Genomic DNA, 15,404 nt, shown 5'->3' on the forward strand with positions numbered 1-15,404 from the left:
ACGCGCAGCGTCGAGCCCGGAATGACAGCAAGTTACCCAATCAGATCCGGATTGATCAGCCGCTCGAACGAGAACATCTCGTCCCACTTCTCCTGCGTCAGCAGCTTGCGCTCGACCACGACGATCTGGTGCAGCGTCTTGCCGCTCTTGTAGCCCTCGCGCGCGATCTCGGCGCACTGCTTGTAGCCGAGCAGCGGCTTCAGCACCGTAACGATACCCAACGAGTTCAGCACCATGTTGCGGGTGTGCTCCTCGTTGGCGGTGATGCCGAGCACGCAGTTCTCGCGCAGGCTGTTGACCGCGCGCTCCATGGTGCGGATCGAGAAGAACAGCGCGAACGAGATCACCGGCTCCATCACGTTGAGCTGAAGCTGGCCGGCCGAGGCCGCCAGCGTCACCGTGGTGTCGAGACCGATGACGAGGAAGCTGGTCTGGTTGACGACTTCAGGGATGACCGGATTGACCTTGCCCGGCATGATCGACGAGCCCGGCTGGAGCTGCGGCAGGTTGATCTCGTTGAAGCCGGCACGCGGACCGGACGCCAGCAGGCGGATGTCGTTGCAGATCTTTGTCAGCTTGCTCGCCGTGCGCTTGAGCACGCCGGAGAGCTGCACATAGGCGCCGGTGTCCGAGGTCGCCTCGACGAGATCGCCGGCAAGGATGAAGTCGATGCCGGTCAGCGCACTCAAATGCCGGACCGCAAGCTTGGGATAGCCCACAGCCGCGGTCACCGACGTGCCGATCGCAGTGGCGCCGAGATTGATCTCGCGCAGCAGCGCGCGCGCCTCCGAAATGCGGTCGACCTCCTCGCCGATCGTGGTGCCCCATCCGCGGAATTCGGCCCCGAGCGACATCGGCACCGCGTCCTGGAGGTGCGTGCGGCCCATCTTCAGCACGCGGTCGAACTCTCGGCCCTTGGTGAAGAACGCCTCCTGGAGCTGGCGCAGCGCCGTCATGTAGCTCTCGAGCCGCAGGATCAGCGCCAGGCGAAATGCGGTCGGATAGGTGTCGTTGGTCGACTGGCCATAGTTGACGTGATCGTTGGGGCTGACGTGCTGGTAGTCGCCCTTGCCGAAGCCGAGCGATTCCAGCGCGAGATTGGCGATCACCTCGTTGGCGTTCATGTTGGTGGAGGTACCGGCGCCGCCCTGGATGAAGTCGGTGACGAACTGATCCATCATGTCGCCGGCAATGACGCGGTCGCAGCCGAGGATGATCGCGTCGGCCACCTTGGCGTCGATCGCGCCGAGGTCGCGGTTGGCCATCGCCGCGGCCTTCTTCACGTAACCGAGCGCCTTCACGAAGTAAGGCTCCTGGTTCATCGGAATGCCGGTGATGTGGAAGTTCTCCTTACCCCGAATGGTCTGGACGCCGTAATAGATGTCGTCGGCGATCTCACGCTGTCCGAGGAAATCCTGCTCCGTACGGCTCATAGGCGCTCCTGGTTGCATGCGCGCGAGGCCATCACCTCAGTTCTGGCACAGCGCGCTGGTCACAAAAGTATCGGTGCGGCAGTCATCCGGTTTGCGTTGCCTGCCGGGAATGAGAACCTTGGCCGAGCATTTCTCGGCGGAGTCGGCGTTGAGGCTCTTGCCTTCCTTGTAGCCCTTGGCCTGGCAGAGCTGATCGGCGGCCTGCTTGCAATCCGGCGCGCCATTCGACGAGGCCGGGCAGGCCACACGCCCCGATACCACGGTCGACGGCTTCGCCAGCCGCGACAGGTCGTTCATGGTCTCACCAGGGCTTTTGATCGGCGGCAGGATCGAGGGCAGCTTGTCGAACAGCTTGCCCATTTCGTTGATCAGCCCGGGATTTTCCTCGCGCGCGGGCGGCGCAGGTGTCGATGGCGCGGCCTGCTGTCCCTGCTCCTGCAGGCCGAGCGACGGCGGCGGAGATTGCGGCCGTCCCGTGCCGCCCGCGCCGAGCAGGATCAGCAGCACTGCTGACGTCAGCGTCCCAAGCCGCACGGCCGGATTGCCGGATCGAACCATCATGACGGCAACCGTAGCCGAAGCCGGCGCAACGGCAAAGCGTGGGGTCTAGATCAGCTTGACCGCCACGACAAAGCCGAGCACCAGCACAATGGCGCCGATCGCCACCCACAATCCGAGATGCTCCTCGAGCTTGTGCCGGATCCAGTCGCCGTACCGGTTGAGCAGGATCGCCACGATAAAGAAGCGTCCGCCGCGCGCGACGATCGAGCACAGTATGAAGAGAATGAGGTTATAGCCGGCAAAGCCCGAAGTGATGGTGACGAGCTTGTAGGGGATCGGCGTCAGTCCCTTGAGCAGGATGATCACCGCGCCCCACTCGGCATAGGAGGCACGGAAGGCATCGACCTTGTCGCCGAGACCATAGACCTGGATCAGCCAGTGACCGACCGAGTCGAACAGCAGCGCGCCGATGGCGTAGCCGAGCAGGCCGCCGAGCACCGAGGTGACGGTGCAAATCGCCGCATAGACCCAGGCGCGCTGCGGGCGCGCCAGCGACATCGGGATCAGCATCACATCCGGCGGGACCGGAAAGAAGGAGCTTTCTGCAAAAGCCACGGCTCCCATGATCCAGAGCGCATAGGGCTTGTGGGCGGCGTCGATGCACCAATCGTAGATACGTTTCAGCATGGCGCCGCGATGAAGCACCATGGGACGGATTTGTCCATCGCGAGTTTGTGACGTTCTAGTGGCGCTTGCGCGCGGTGCGGCCTTCCAGCGCGACAATTGGCCGCCTGGCGGCAACGCGCGGTGACGCGACCTTGGGCAGCTTCATCGGCGACTTCGGCAGCTTCTCGGCGATGCCGAGCATGTCTTCCCGCCGCGCCATTTCGCGCCAGACATCCTCGGGGCGCACGCCTGCCGAGGCCCAGAGCACCGTGAGATTGTAGAGCAGGTCGGCGCTTTCCCGGATCACGGCCTCGCTATCGCCATTGACCGCGTCGATGACGACCTCAATGGCCTCTTCGGCCAGTTTCTTCGCCATTTTGGATGGCCCACGCTGAAATAGCCGGGCGGTACGCGATGTTGCCGGATCAAGATCCTTGGCCGCGAGCACAGCCAGATATAGCCGCTCAAGCGAATCACTCATGGTACTCAAACTACTCTAAACCAATGGCGGGCGCGTTAACGTGTGGTGATAAAAGCGAAAAACAGGCCGCCGCGGCAAGCGCGACAGCCTGTTTTGGTCAAGACTTGGTAGCCAGGGACCTGGTAGCCAGGGACTTGGTAGCCAAGAACTTGGTTAGCCAAGGCTAGTAGCAGTTCTGCATGTAGCCCTGGCCACAAAGCTCCGACGGAGCCGAGCCGCCATAGCGCTGATATTGGTAGTTCGGGCCCGGGCCGTAGTAAGGACCGTAGGCGGGGCCACTGTAGTAGACAGGGCCGCCGTAATAGCCATAGCCCGGACCCGGACCGTAATCATAAGCGTAGGCGTCACGGGTCGCAGCGATCGCAAGGCCGGTGCCGATGATGCCGGCAAAGGCCGCGGCAGCCGCAGCACCGCCGCCACCGCCATGCCAGTGGCGGCCGCCTGCATATGAAGCAGTCGGGGCGACCGCGGTCAGCGCGACCACGGCGGCAGTGGCAAGAACGGCCTTGCGGCCGGCGAATCTCGACAATCTGTCAAACATGTCCTGGACCCTCCTTGGGACCGCGAATGGTGTGCCTGACGACAGGCTCATGTCCTTCAAACACCCGCATCCCATGTTGGGTTCCCCAACCACAACAGAAGCTGAACGGGGTTGCGTAATCATGACGCAACCGCCGCTCATCCGCCGTTCATGTTGGCGCGCGCAAGGCTACCGGCCTGCCGGCGCTGCGAGCGTCACCAAACCGTAACAATGCGGGACCGGCGCGACTGATGTTCGAATTCAAGACGATCGCCCTTCGCGGCCTGTTGGCCGTTGCCATCTCGCTTGCCGCGCTGACTGCGCGCGATGTCACCGCGGCCGAGACCGCCACGCCATCCACTGCGATCCACTTCACCTTCGATCGTCCGATCGATGCGAGCATGGCGCCGTTCTTCCTTGCTGCAAAGGACGGCAGCTTCAGCAACGAGCGTCTCAACGTTTCCTTCAAGACCGCAGCTGGATCGCCGGAAGCGCTCGCACGCGTCGCCAAGGGCGACAGCGAGCTCGCGCTCGTCGACATCAACGAGCTGATCCGCTTTCGCGACAAGGACGATGCGGCGCCGATCAAGGCGGTGTTCGTGCTGTTCGACCGCGCGCCTTACGCGATCATCGCGCGCCGAAGCCGCGGCATCCACTTGCTGCCCGACCTCGACGGCAAGACCGTCGGCGTCGCCGACGGCGACCTGTCGATGCGGCTGTGGCCGGCGCTGGCGCAGCAGAACGGCATCAACGTCTCGCGGGTGAAATTCCACAAGATCAGTGCGGCGGTGCGCGAGCCGCTCCTTTCCGCCGGCCAGGTCGATGCGGTCGCGGGCTTCAGCTATCTCTCGGCGGTGAACCTGCGCGACCGCGGCGTGCCCGGTGGCGATCTCGCGGTACTCCGCTATGCCGACTATGGCTGCGAGGCCTACGGCTTCGCCGTGGTGGCCAACCCCGCTTTCGCCGCCACGAAACCCGACGCAGTGAAGGGGTTCGTCCGCGCATTGATCGCCGGCGTCAGCGCGACCGTCAAAGAGCCGGCACGTGCGGCGGACGAAGCCACGAGCCGGATCGACGACGGCGACCGCGACCTCGAGCGGGAACGCCTGCGCAGCGTGCTCATCGACAACATCCTGACCGACGAGGTCAAGCGCAACGGCCTCGGCGGCCTCGACGCGGCGCGCCTGGATCGTTCGATCGACCAGATCGCGCAGGATTTCAAATTCCGCAAACGGCCGGCCGCGGGAGATATCTTCGACGACCGGTTCCTGCCGCCGGTCGCGGGACGGCTGATCAACTGAGCAAAACCGGTAGCTTCCGCTGTATCTCGCGGGCGATCCCTGCTTAGAATGCGGACTCACACCGTTTTGTCCGCTCGAGTTCGTCCCCCGCATGACCATCCTTCGTCTCTACACCCGCGTTCTCGAACTGCTCGGCAAAGAGGCGCGGCTGGGCTGGTTGCTGGCGTTTGCCAACCTCCTGCTTGCGGCCTCGCAGTTCGCGGAACCCGTGCTGTTCGGCCGGATCGTCGACGTGCTCTCCGGCAAGACGGTCGCCGGATCGAACTCGGCCTGGCCGTTCCTGATGGCCTGGGTGGCGTTCGGGCTGTTCACCATCGCCTGCAGCGCGCTCGTGGCGCTGCAGGCCGACCGGCTCTCCCACCGCCAGCGCCAGGCGGTGCTGACCGACTATTTCGAGCACATTTTGCAACTGCCGCTGACCTTCCACTCAGGCACCCATTCGGGCCGGCTGATGAAGGTGATGCTCAACGGCACCGACGCCTTGTGGCGGCTGTGGCTCGGCTTCTTCCGCGAGCACTTTGCCGCGATCCTGTCGGTCGTGGTTCTGCTGCCGCTGTCGCTCTACCTGAACTGGCGGCTCGCGATCCTGCTGTTCGTGCTCTGCATCGTCTTCACCGCACTGACCACCTTCGTGGTGCGCAGGACCTTCGGCATGCAGATGGAGGTCGAGGAGCACTACAGCGAGCTTTCCGCCCGCGCCTCGGACGCGCTCGGCAATGTCGCACTGGTGCAGAGTTTTGTCCGTGTCGAATCCGAGGTGAAAGGACTGCGCTCCGTCGCCGACGAGTTGCTCGCCGCCCAGATGCCGGTGCTGTCGTGGTGGGCGCTCGTCACCGTCATCACCCGCGCCTCGACCACGATCACGGTGCTCGCGATCTTCTCGCTCGGCATCGCCCTGCACGACCAGGGGCTCACCTCGGTCGGCGAGATCGTGATGTTCGTGAGCTTCGCGACGATGCTGATCCAGAAGCTCGAGCAGGTCGTGAGCTTCATCAACAACGTGTTCATGGAAGCCCCGCGCCTGCGCGAATTCTTCACCGTGCTCGACGCGGTGCCCGCGGTGCACGACCGCCCCGACGCGATCGATGCGGGGCGGCTGTCCGGCCTCGTCGAATTCAACGACGTCACCTTCTCCTATGACGGCAAGCGGCCGGCAATCGAGGACCTCTCCTTCACCGCGCTGCCCGGCCAGACCATCGCGCTGGTCGGCCCGACCGGCGCCGGCAAGTCGACCGCGATCGCGCTGTTGCATCGCGCCTTCGATCCGCAGTCCGGCTTCATCAAGATCGACGGCATGGACGTGCGCGGCGTGACGCTGACGTCGCTGCGGCGAAACATCGGCGTCGTGTTCCAGGAAGCGCTGCTGTTCAACCGCTCGATCGAGGACAATCTGCGCGTCGGCAAACCGGATGCGACCGAAGCCGAGATGCGCAAGGCGGCCGAGCGCGCGCAGGCGCTCGAATTCATCGAGCGCAGCGGCGGCTTTACGACCAATGCCGGCGAGCGCGGCCGCATGCTCTCCGGCGGCGAGCGCCAGCGGCTGTCGATCGCCCGCGCGCTGCTGAAGGATCCGCCGATCCTGATCCTGGACGAGGCCACCAGCGCGCTCGACGCCGTCACCGAGGCCAAGGTGAACGCCGCTCTCGACGAAGTGATGAAGGGCCGCACCACGTTCGTGATCGCCCACCGTCTCTCCACCATCCGCAACGCCACGCGGATCCTGGTGTTCGAGAATGGCCGCGTGATCGAAAGCGGAACTTTCGATGAACTCGTGGCCGAAGGCGGCCATTTTGCCGAGCTCGCGAGGGCCCAGTTCATGGTTCAGGAGACGACACGGGCCAGCGTGACGGCCGCCGAGGCTGCCGCGACAGCAGCCAAGTCCCCATAGCAAGTCCTCACAGGACCGTCGAAATTCGGCCCACTTCCTTGCGGAATACCCGCTCCAAACCCCTATTCTCGACGCACGAGCCGGTATAGGTTTGCGACGCCGCAAGCGGCGGCGCTGGATTTCAAAACCCGAAACTCAGATCACGAGAACCGTCCGGAACCGGCGGGTCTCCAAGGACCGGAATCGGATAGTGCACGCCCTTCGCCCGCTGCTTCGCAAGTCCCTGTTCAATCTCTTCGCCGCGGCCCTCGCAGCCGCCGCGCTGCTAGCACCGCGCGCGGCGGGCGCCGAGGCACTGCTGCTGATCGAGGCCGACAGCGGCAAGGTGCTGCAGGCGGAAAACGCGACCATTCCCTGGTATCCGGCCTCCGTCACCAAGATCATGACCGCCTATGTGACGCTGAAGGCGGTGAAGGACGGCAGGCTCACGCTCGACACGCTGCTCACGGTGTCGCCGACGGCGGCTTCGCAATCGCCGTCGAAGATGGGGTTCCGTCCGGGAACGCAGCTCACCGTCGACAACGCGTTGAAGATGATGATGGTGAAGTCGGCGAACGACATGGCCGTGGTGCTTGCCGAAGGCGTCGGCGGTTCGATCGACGGCTTCTCCGCGATGATGAACGATACGGCGCAGAGGCTCGGCATGACGCAGACGAGCTACGTCAATCCGAACGGCCTGCCCGCCGACGGCCAGATCACGTCCGCGCGCGACCTTGGCATTCTCGCGCGCTCGTTCCTGCGCGACCTGCCGGAATACGAATACTTCGTGCACATCCCGGCAATCCGCTTCGGCAAGCGCGTCACCGGCAATTTCAACAAGCTGATCGGCCGCTACCCCGGCGCCGACGGTTTCAAGACCGGCTTCATCTGCGCCTCCGGCTACAATCTCGTTGCGTCGGCCACGCGCAACGGCCGCCGGCTGATCGCGGTGGTGCTCGGCGCGAACTCCGGCACCGCGCGCGCGGTGAAAGCGGCGCAGCTGCTCGAGCGCGGCTTCAGTCAGGACAATCTCACCTGGCTCCGCCCCTCGCTCGGCACCGTCGACAGGCTGGTGCCGGTCGACGCCTCGCCGCCAAACCTGCGCGAGGACATGTGCGGCGGTCATCGCAAGCGGCCGGCCAGCGACGATGACGACGCGCTGATCGCCTCCAATGGAGGCACCTCCGGATCGGCCTCCGCCACCGGCGGCGAGGCCCAGGTCAGCTTCTTCACCGCGGGCCTTCAGCCGCCCTTGGTGAAGGCCTCCGAGCTGATGGCCTCCGCCCCCGCGGCGGCAGAGCCCGTGCTGGTCTATACCGGCCCGACCCGCACCGGCACCGCCTTGATCGCGGCAGTCGCGGCCGATGCCGACCAGCAGGCCACGCCAAAGCCGCGTGGCAAGAAGTCGCGCGTCGCCAGGAAGCCTGACGCAGCTGACAAGCCGAAAGACGCGGGCGCCAAGACCGCGGCGGCGAAGCCGGGTGCCAAGCCCGACGCCAAGCCCGATACCAAGAGCGCAGTCAAACCGGCCGGGACCAAGCACGCGGCAGCCAAGTCTGATGCAGCGGCGAAGCCCGCAGCGAGCGGCGAGCAGGCTGCCAAGCCCGCCAAACCCAAGGCCGCGACCAAGCCTGGCGCCAAGCCGGCCAACAACAGTTAACGCGCTCGAGGCCAAAACCGCCGCGCTTCGCACCTGCGGCAGCGCGGCATCTCGACGATTCCAGTAGCTACTCCCTGACCTTTGGCCTAAGCCTCGACCGGCTTGCCACCCGTTCCGGCAGGCTCGATACTGCCGGCAATGAGGCAAGCCCGAGACACAACGGGCTCTGGTAGATGAGGGGAGTTTTCCATGGAGCGCATCTGGCTCAAGCAATATCCGCCCGGCGTGCCTGCTGACATCGAGCCGACCCAATACGCATCGCTGGTCGACCTGCTGGAGGAGAGCTTCACCAAGTTCGCCGACCGCAAGGCGTTCATCTGCATGGACAAGTCGATCAGCTATCGCGACCTCGACCAGATGTCGCTGGCGCTCGCTGCCTATTTGCAGGGTCGCGGTCTCCAGCGCGGCGCCCGCGTCGCGATCATGATGCCGAACGTGCTGCAATATCCGGTCGCCACCGCCGCCGTGCTGCGCGCCGGTTTCGCGGTGGTCAACGTCAACCCGCTCTATACGCCGCGCGAACTCGAGCACCAGCTCAAGGATTCCGGCGCCGAAGCCATCATCGTGCTGGAGAATTTTGCCCACACGGTCGAGCAGGTGATCGCGAAGACGCAGGTGAAGCACGTCATAGTCGGCAGCATGGGCGACCTGCTCGGCTTCAAGGGCGTGATCGTCAACCTCGTCGTCCGCCGCGTCAAGAAGATGGTGCCGGCCTGGTCGCTGCCGGGTGCGGTGTCCTTCAACGACGCGATCTCGGCCGGCCGCGGCCTTACGTTCAACAAGCCGAAGCTGTCGCCGGGCGACGTCGCCTTCCTGCAATATACCGGCGGCACCACCGGCGTCTCCAAGGGCGCCACCCTGCTCCACCGCAACATCGTCGCCAACGTGCTGCAGAACGATGCCTGGCTCCAGCCGGCAATGGCCGCGCCTCCGCATGTCGATCAGCTCATGATCGTCTGCGCGCTGCCGCTCTACCACATCTTCGCGCTGACGGCCTGCTACCTGCTCGCGGTGCGCGCCGGCGGCTGCAATCTGCTGATCCCCAATCCGCGCGACATCGCAGGCTTCGTCAAGGAGCTGGCGAAGTACCAGGTCAACAGCTTCCCGGCCGTCAACACGCTCTACAACGGGTTGATGCACCATCCCGACTTCAAGAAGCTCGACTTCTCCAAGCTGAAGATCTCGAACGGTGGCGGCATGGCCGTGCAGCGCCCGGTGGCCGAGCAGTGGAAGGCCGTGACCGGCTGCTTCATCGCCGAAGGCTACGGCCTGTCGGAGACCTCGCCGACCCTGACCTGCAACCCGGCGACCACGACCGAGTTCTCGGGATCGATCGGCATCCCCGTGCCCTCGACCTGGATCTCGATCCGCGACGACGACGGCAACGAACTGCCCCTCGGCCAAGCGGGCGAGATCTGCGCCAAGGGCCCGCAGGTGATGTCGGGCTACTGGAACAGGCCGGAGGAGACCGCCAAGGTGATGACCGCGGACGGCTATTTCCGCACCGGCGACATCGGCGTGATGGACGAGAAGGGCTACACCAAGATCGTCGACCGCAAGAAGGACATGATCCTGGTCTCCGGCTTCAACGTCTATCCCAACGAGATCGAGGAAGTGATCGCGAGCCATCCGGGCGTGCTCGAATGCGCCGTGATCGGCATTCCCGATTCCAAGTCGGGCGAGGCGGTGAAGGCCTTCGTGGTCAAGAAGGATCCGAACCTCACGGCCGAGTCCGTGATCAAGTTCTGCCAGGAGCAGCTCACCGGCTACAAGGTGCCCAAGCACATCGAATTCCGCACCGACCTGCCGAAGACCAATGTCGGCAAGATCCTGCGCCGGCAGCTCCGCGACGAGAAGAAGGCGGAGGCGGCGTAGGCCGCGCCTCGGGCTCATGACTGACGTCGGCGACATCACGCCATCAGGCATTCTCGCCTTCTGGCGCCAGGCCGGTCGCGAGCGCTGGTACAAGCACAGCGACGCCTTCGACGCGGAGGTCCGGCGTCGCTTTCTTCCGCTTTGGAAGAGGGCAACCGCCGGCGAGCTGGCCTCCTGGGAAGAAAGTGACGAGGGCGCGCTCGCGCTCGTCATCGCGCTCGACCAGTTTCCCCGCAACATGTTTCGCGGCACGCCGGAAGCCTTTGCCAGCGACGCGCTGGCGCGCGACGTCGCCCGCCGCGCAATCGCTCGGGGCGTCGATCGCAGGATCGATCCCATCCTGCTCGAATTCCTCTATTTGCCCTTCACGCATTCCGAGCACCTGCCCGACCAGTTGCATTGCGTCGCGCTATTTCAGAACACCGACAATGCCGAGAACCTGAAATACGCACGGCAGCATGCCGACATCATCCAGCGGTTCGGCCGCTTTCCCCACCGCAACCGCCTCCTCGACCGCGACACCACCGAGGAAGAACAGGCCTTCCTCGACGCCGGCGGTTTTGCCGGCTGATGACATAACGGTGAAGGACCGCGCCCCTCGCCGCCTCCCCCGCCGGCAATATTGTGCAGCGCCGCCGCACGGTCTAAAAAGCGGGACCGATTTTCAGGGAGACTGACGATGGCGATCCAGACTGGTGACAAGCTGCCCGAGGCGAAATTCCGCGTGATGACGGCGGAAGGCCCGCAGGTGAAGACCACCGACGATATCTTCAAGGGCAAGAAGGTGGCGCTGTTCGCAGTGCCCGGCGCCTACACCGGCACCTGCCACAAGATGCATCTGCCGAGCATCTTCCTCAACGCCTACGCCATGAAGGACAAGGGCGTCGACACCATCGCCATCGTCTCCGTCAACGACGCTTTCGTCATGAACGCCTGGAAGCGCGACACCGACCAGCGCGACGAGGCCATCTTCCTCGCCGACGGCAATGCCGACTTCGCCAAGGCGATCGGCATGGAGCTCGACGCCTCCGGCAACGGGCTCGGCATCCGCTCCAAGCGCTATTCGATGCTGGTCGAGGACGGCGTGGTCAAGAAGCTGAACCTCGAAGCGATGCCCGGCAAGGTCGAGGTGTCCGGCGGCGATACGCTGCTGGGGCAGCTGTAAGCTTAGGCCAGATCTCCTTCCAAGCGGGAAGTGCCGTAGGGTGGGCAAAGGCGCGTCAGCGCCGTGCCCACCGCGTTTCCTTGATTGAGAAGAAGCCGTGGGCACGCTTCGCTTTGCCCACCTTACGCGACCGGGCGACGCCGATAGCGCGTCGCCTACTCCCCCACCCGCTGCTGCAAACGCGCCTTCACGATCCCGTCCCGCGCAAGCTGATCCGCGCGCTCGTTCTCGGGATGCCCGGCGTGGCCCTTGACCCAGTGCCAGCGCACATCGTGCTGCTTCAGCGCCGCATCCAGCCGCTGCCATAGCTCGACATTTTTCACCGGCTTCTTGTCGGCGGTGCGCCAGCCGTTGCGCTTCCAGCCGTGGATCCAGCCGGTGATGCCCTGCCGCACATACTGGCTGTCGGTATAGAGATCGACGGTGCACGGCTTCTTCAGCGCTTCAAGCGCGGAGATCGCCGCCATCAATTCCATCTGGTTGTTGGTGGCGTGGCGCTCGCCGCCGTTCAGCTCTTTTTCCTTGTCGCCGAACTTCAGGATCGCGCCCCAGCCGCCGGGCCCGGGATTTCCCGAGCAGGCGCCGTCGGTATAGATCGTGACGATGGGAAGCTCGCTCACGCGACCAGTCCTGACGGCATCAGCCCGTAATCGCGCGCGCTGGAAACGCCCTGGTGGAAGCGCAGCTTGCGAAAATATTCCAGCGGATCCTTCGGCTTGACCAGCGCGCCCGGCGGCACGTTGAGCCAGTCGACCAGCCGCGTCAGCAGGAAGCGGATCGCAGCGCCGCGCGCGAGCAGCGGCAGCGCGGCCTCTTCCGCCTCGGAGAGCTTTCGCACCCGGCCATAGGCATTGAGGAAGGCGCGCGCCTTGGTGACGTTGAACGAATGATCCGGCTCGAAGCACCAGGCATTCAGGCAGATGGCGACGTCATAGGCCAGCATGTCGTTGCAGGCGAAAGTGAAGTCGATGATGCCGGAGAGCTTGTCACCAAGGAAGAAGACGTTGTCGTTGAAGAGATCGGCGTGGATCACGCCCTCCGGCAGATTGCTCGGCCAGACCCCGCTCGAGAGATAGTCGAGCTCGGCGGCAAGAAACGCATGCAGGCCCGGCTGGACCTCATCGGCGCGGCTTGCCGCCGCGTCGAACAGCGGCCGCCAGCCGGACACTGACAGCGCATTGCCACGCTTGATCGCAAAATTGGCGCCGGCCAGATGCATTTTGGCCAGCCCCTCGCCGACGCCGGCACAATGGGCCGCGTTCGGCTTGCGCGGCCAGACGCCTTCGAGAAAGGTGATGATCGCGGCCGGCCGGCCCGACAGCTCGCGCAGCGCCTCGCCGTCGTTCGCCTTCACCGGCAATGGGCAGTTGACGCCATGCTCGGCGAGATGCGTCATCAGCGCGAGGAAGAATGGCAGATCGTTCTTTGCCACGCGCTTCTCATAGAGCGTGAGGATGAACGATCCTTTGGTGGTGTGCAGCAGGAAGTTGGAATTCTCGACGCCCTCGGCGATGCCCTTGTAGGAGAGCAATTCGCCGAGATCGTATTGCTTGAGGAAATCCGCTAGCTCGTCGGCGGCGACGTCGGTGTAGACCGCCATGCAGATTTACTCTGCAGCGGCTTCGGGGCGCACCGAGCGCGGCAGCGGGAAGAACTCGTTCTCTTCCGCGGCCGAGACCGTCTCCACATGCAGCGTGTAGCGCTCGGCGAAGGCGTCCATGATCTCCTCGACGATCACTTCCGGCGCGGACGCGCCCGCGGTGATGCCGAGGCTCGAGATGTTGCCGAACTTGTCCCAGTCGATGTCGGTGGCGCGCTGCGCCAGCACGGCGATCCGGCAGCCCTCGCGCTCGGCGACCTCGCGCAGGCGCTGCGAGTTCGACGAATTGGGAGCACCGACAACGATGAGCGCGTCCACCACCGGTGCCACCTTCTTCACCGCGAGCTGGCGGTTGGTGGTGGCGTAGCAGATGTCTTCCTTGTGCGGGCCGTTGATGTTCGGGAAGCGCTCCTTGAGCAGCGCCACAATCTCCGCGGTGTCGTCGATCGACAGCGTGGTCTGGGTCACGAAGGCAAGGTTGTTCGGGTCCTTCGGCGAGATCGTCTTGGCGTCCTCGGCGGTCTCGATCAGGGTTACCGCGCCAACCGGAAGCTGGCCGAGAGTGCCGACCACTTCGGGGTGGTGGGAGTGGCCGATCAGGAAGATTTCGCGGCCGCGCTTGAAGTGGATCGCGGCCTCGCGGTGCACCTTGGTCACCAGCGGGCAGGTCGCATCCAGCGAGAACAGGTTGCGGGACGTGGCGTCGGCCGGAACCGATTTCGGCACGCCGTGGGCCGAGAACACCACCGGCGCGGTGGTGTTTTCCGGGATTTCGGCGAGCTCTTCGACGAAGATGGCGCCTTTTTTCTTCAACCCGTCGACGACATATTTGTTGTGCACAATCTCGTGGCGAACATAGACGGGGGCGCCGTATTTATCGAGCGCTCGTTCCACGGTGTCGATCGCCCGGACCACCCCGGCGCAGAAGCCGCGGGGAGAACAAAGCACGATCTTGAGGTCTGGTTTGGCTGACATTGAGCGATCTCGGGACCGAATCACCCGTTTCGCCTTCTGGCGGGGGCGGTCAATGGATGGAATAGGGCTTAAAAGGGTCTGTTAGGACTTTACAGGCGCTTCCAAGGGAATTGGGCCCCCTTTCGGGCGCTGTCAAGGCACTATCTATAGCAGAACCATTGCGTGGCTAGCCCCTCCGGGCTTATATAGCGCGAATTCCCTGTCATCGCTGATGACCACCGGTTTCGCCTCCAGAGGGGTGGGCGAAGCACAAAGGAGATTTGCCATGAGCAACGCACCTCTGATGCCCAAGGCGACCGCCGTCTGGCTGCTCGACAACACCGCGCTGACCTTCGACCAGGTCGCCGATTTCACCAAGATGCATCCCCTCGAGGTGCGCGCGATCGCCGACGGCGACGCTGCTCAGGGCATCAAGGGCATGGATCCCCTCTCCAACGGCCAGCTGACCCGCGAGGAGATCGAGAAGGGCGAGAAGAACCCGGACTACCGGCTCCGCCTTCAGGAGAGCAAGGTCGTGCTGCCGCCCCAGCCCAAGCGCAAGGGCCCGCGCTACACCCCGGTCTCCCGCCGCCACGAGCGCCCGAGCGCCATCCTCTGGCTGCTGCGCAGCCATCCGGAGCTCAAGGACGCTCAGATCATGCGCCTGGTCGGCACCACCAAGAGCACCATCGCCAGCGTTCGCGACCGCACCCACTGGAACACCTCCCAGCTTACCCCGATCGACCCGGTGACGCTCGGCCTTTGCTCGCAGATCGAACTCGATTTCGAAGTGGCGCGCGCGGCAAAGGAAAAGCCGATCGACGCAGCCTATGGCGGCGCCACCCTGCTGCCGGCCTCCGAAACCACCAAGAAGGACGAGTTCGAGCCGGCGGAGCGATCGAGCGACGACCTCAACGTCGACGCCGTGTTCGCCAAGCTGAAGACGCTCGGCGGCAAGAAGCAGGACGAGGAGGAGGAGTAAGGCTCTCCTCTCAATTCGTCATCGAACGCAATCAAAGCGCGGCGGGGAAACCTGCCGCGTTTTTGCTTTGTCGACATGTTGCGATCGAAACGATCCGCGGGGCTGCGAGCGGGATGCCGCCTCAGGGCCGCTCGGGATGGTTCAGCATGTATTCGCCGAGATCGCGCTGGCGGCGGTCGGCGCGCGCGGTCGCGGCGTTGCGCTGGACGTCACGGTCCTTGCGGCACGCCACATATTCGGGCGAGCCTACCGCATAGCCGCGGCTCTGGCAGACCGCGTCGTCATCGTCGCCGCCGACCGCCACCGGCGTCTGGTAGCGCGCGGAGCAGGCGGAGACAGCGATGGCGAGCAGCACGGCTGCAAGCAGGCGCGGCGCAGTGGCGAGAGGCATACGAGGTC

Annotated in this window: 16 protein-coding genes; 7 read left to right on the forward strand and 9 right to left on the reverse strand. The window is 64.7% G+C overall.

Translation table 11 applies throughout. From position 1 onward, the window contains the following. Positions 1-32 precede the first annotated feature (32 nt). The 5 genes from JQ627_RS13535 to JQ627_RS13555 all read right to left on the reverse strand — a co-directional run bounded on the left by JQ627_RS13535 (position 33) and on the right by JQ627_RS13555 (position 3,622). Entirely contained in the window at positions 33-1,433 is a 1,401-nt protein-coding gene (locus JQ627_RS13535) for an aspartate ammonia-lyase (protein WP_212484676.1), read from the reverse strand. Positions 1,434-1,469: 36 nt separating this feature from the next. Then, on the reverse strand, positions 1,470-1,994 hold the full coding sequence (locus tag JQ627_RS13540; RefSeq protein WP_212484677.1) for a hypothetical protein: 525 nt from the start codon (positions 1,992-1,994) through the stop codon (positions 1,470-1,472). A gap of 45 nt (positions 1,995-2,039) precedes the next feature. Continuing rightward, on the reverse strand, positions 2,040-2,642 hold the full coding sequence (locus JQ627_RS13545; protein ID WP_212484678.1) for a YqaA family protein: 603 nt from the start codon (positions 2,640-2,642) through the stop codon (positions 2,040-2,042). 34 nt (positions 2,643-2,676) lie between these two features. After that, positions 2,677-3,081, reverse strand: coding sequence for a phosphoribosyl-ATP diphosphatase (hisE, locus tag JQ627_RS13550; protein ID WP_212484679.1), 405 nt, complete (start codon positions 3,079-3,081; stop codon positions 2,677-2,679). A 163-nt stretch (positions 3,082-3,244) separates the two neighbouring features. Next, complete coding sequence (locus JQ627_RS13555) at positions 3,245-3,622, reverse strand: hypothetical protein (protein ID WP_212484680.1); 378 nt, start codon at positions 3,620-3,622, stop codon at positions 3,245-3,247. A 230-nt stretch (positions 3,623-3,852) separates the two neighbouring features. On the opposite strand from JQ627_RS13555, the gene JQ627_RS13560 reads away from it, so the two are divergent. From JQ627_RS13560 to JQ627_RS13585, 6 genes are all read left to right on the forward strand, one after another. Next, entirely contained in the window at positions 3,853-4,902 is a 1,050-nt protein-coding gene (locus JQ627_RS13560; RefSeq protein WP_212484681.1) for an ABC transporter substrate-binding protein, read from the forward strand. Between the two features lie 91 nt (positions 4,903-4,993). After that, a complete protein-coding gene (locus JQ627_RS13565) occupies positions 4,994-6,790 on the forward strand; it encodes a glucan ABC transporter ATP-binding protein/ permease (protein ID WP_212484682.1) in 1,797 nt (598 codons plus the stop codon). A 190-nt stretch (positions 6,791-6,980) separates the two neighbouring features. Then, positions 6,981-8,429, forward strand: a complete 1,449-nt coding sequence (locus tag JQ627_RS13570; RefSeq protein WP_212484683.1) for a D-alanyl-D-alanine carboxypeptidase family protein — start codon at positions 6,981-6,983, stop codon at positions 8,427-8,429. Positions 8,430-8,618: 189 nt separating this feature from the next. Further along, positions 8,619-10,304 carry a long-chain fatty acid--CoA ligase gene (locus JQ627_RS13575; protein ID WP_212484684.1) on the forward strand — a complete coding sequence of 562 codons (1,686 nt, stop codon included), beginning with the start codon at positions 8,619-8,621 and terminating at the stop codon, positions 10,302-10,304. A gap of 16 nt (positions 10,305-10,320) precedes the next feature. Next, on the forward strand, positions 10,321-10,875 hold the full coding sequence (locus JQ627_RS13580) for a DUF924 family protein (RefSeq protein WP_212484685.1): 555 nt from the start codon (positions 10,321-10,323) through the stop codon (positions 10,873-10,875). 108 nt (positions 10,876-10,983) lie between these two features. Further along, positions 10,984-11,469, forward strand: coding sequence for a peroxiredoxin (locus JQ627_RS13585; protein ID WP_007597501.1), 486 nt, complete (start codon positions 10,984-10,986; stop codon positions 11,467-11,469). A 155-nt stretch (positions 11,470-11,624) separates the two neighbouring features. Here JQ627_RS13585 and rnhA read toward each other — a convergent pair whose 3' ends face one another. Genes rnhA through ispH form a run of 3 tightly spaced genes read right to left on the reverse strand, consistent with a single transcriptional unit; the run spans position 11,625 to position 14,044 of the window. Continuing rightward, entirely contained in the window at positions 11,625-12,089 is a 465-nt protein-coding gene (gene rnhA / locus JQ627_RS13590; protein ID WP_212484686.1) for a ribonuclease HI, read from the reverse strand. Further along, positions 12,086-13,069 carry a homoserine kinase gene (locus JQ627_RS13595; protein WP_212484687.1) on the reverse strand — a complete coding sequence of 328 codons (984 nt, stop codon included), beginning with the start codon at positions 13,067-13,069 and terminating at the stop codon, positions 12,086-12,088. Before JQ627_RS13595 ends, rnhA begins: the two co-directional genes overlap by 4 nt. Positions 13,070-13,075: 6 nt before the next feature. Beyond that, a complete protein-coding gene (gene ispH / locus JQ627_RS13600) occupies positions 13,076-14,044 on the reverse strand; it encodes a 4-hydroxy-3-methylbut-2-enyl diphosphate reductase (protein ID WP_212484688.1) in 969 nt (322 codons plus the stop codon). Between the two features lie 265 nt (positions 14,045-14,309). Here ispH and JQ627_RS13605 point away from each other — a divergent pair, with 265 nt between their 5' ends. After that, positions 14,310-15,005 (forward strand): DUF1013 domain-containing protein, encoded by a 696-nt coding sequence (locus JQ627_RS13605; protein ID WP_014491531.1) that lies wholly within the window; start codon positions 14,310-14,312, stop codon positions 15,003-15,005. 121 nt (positions 15,006-15,126) lie between these two features. Here JQ627_RS13605 and JQ627_RS13610 read toward each other — a convergent pair whose 3' ends face one another. Then, positions 15,127-15,396: a hypothetical protein gene (locus JQ627_RS13610; RefSeq protein WP_212484689.1), complete on the reverse strand. Its 270-nt coding sequence runs from the start codon at positions 15,394-15,396 to the stop codon at positions 15,127-15,129. Between the last annotated feature and the right edge of the window lie 8 nt (positions 15,397-15,404).

This window comes from Bradyrhizobium liaoningense, assembly GCF_018130785.1.
GTDB lineage: Bacteria > Pseudomonadota > Alphaproteobacteria > Rhizobiales > Xanthobacteraceae > Bradyrhizobium > Bradyrhizobium liaoningense_A.

What these genes read in the sequence shown, in the direction of transcription:
- JQ627_RS13535 (WP_212484676.1), bottom strand. Translation starts at nt 1,433, where the DNA reads ATGAGCCGTACGGAGCAGGATTTCCTCGGACAGCGTGAGATCGCCGAC.
- JQ627_RS13560 (WP_212484681.1), top strand. Translation starts at nt 3,853, where the DNA reads ATGTTCGAATTCAAGACGATCGCCCTTCGCGGCCTGTTGGCCGTTGCC.
- hisE (WP_212484679.1), bottom strand. Translation starts at nt 3,081, where the DNA reads ATGAGTGATTCGCTTGAGCGGCTATATCTGGCTGTGCTCGCGGCCAAG.
- JQ627_RS13575 (WP_212484684.1), top strand. Translation starts at nt 8,619, where the DNA reads ATGGAGCGCATCTGGCTCAAGCAATATCCGCCCGGCGTGCCTGCTGAC.
- ispH (WP_212484688.1), bottom strand. Translation starts at nt 14,044, where the DNA reads ATGTCAGCCAAACCAGACCTCAAGATCGTGCTTTGTTCTCCCCGCGGC.
- JQ627_RS13555 (WP_212484680.1), bottom strand. Translation starts at nt 3,622, where the DNA reads ATGTTTGACAGATTGTCGAGATTCGCCGGCCGCAAGGCCGTTCTTGCC.
- JQ627_RS13565 (WP_212484682.1), top strand. Translation starts at nt 4,994, where the DNA reads ATGACCATCCTTCGTCTCTACACCCGCGTTCTCGAACTGCTCGGCAAA.
- JQ627_RS13585 (WP_007597501.1), top strand. Translation starts at nt 10,984, where the DNA reads ATGGCGATCCAGACTGGTGACAAGCTGCCCGAGGCGAAATTCCGCGTG.
- JQ627_RS13545 (WP_212484678.1), bottom strand. Translation starts at nt 2,642, where the DNA reads ATGGTGCTTCATCGCGGCGCCATGCTGAAACGTATCTACGATTGGTGC.
- JQ627_RS13610 (WP_212484689.1), bottom strand. Translation starts at nt 15,396, where the DNA reads ATGCCTCTCGCCACTGCGCCGCGCCTGCTTGCAGCCGTGCTGCTCGCC.
- JQ627_RS13540 (WP_212484677.1), bottom strand. Translation starts at nt 1,994, where the DNA reads ATGATGGTTCGATCCGGCAATCCGGCCGTGCGGCTTGGGACGCTGACG.
- JQ627_RS13595 (WP_212484687.1), bottom strand. Translation starts at nt 13,069, where the DNA reads ATGGCGGTCTACACCGACGTCGCCGCCGACGAGCTAGCGGATTTCCTC.
- JQ627_RS13580 (WP_212484685.1), top strand. Translation starts at nt 10,321, where the DNA reads ATGACTGACGTCGGCGACATCACGCCATCAGGCATTCTCGCCTTCTGG.
- JQ627_RS13605 (WP_014491531.1), top strand. Translation starts at nt 14,310, where the DNA reads ATGAGCAACGCACCTCTGATGCCCAAGGCGACCGCCGTCTGGCTGCTC.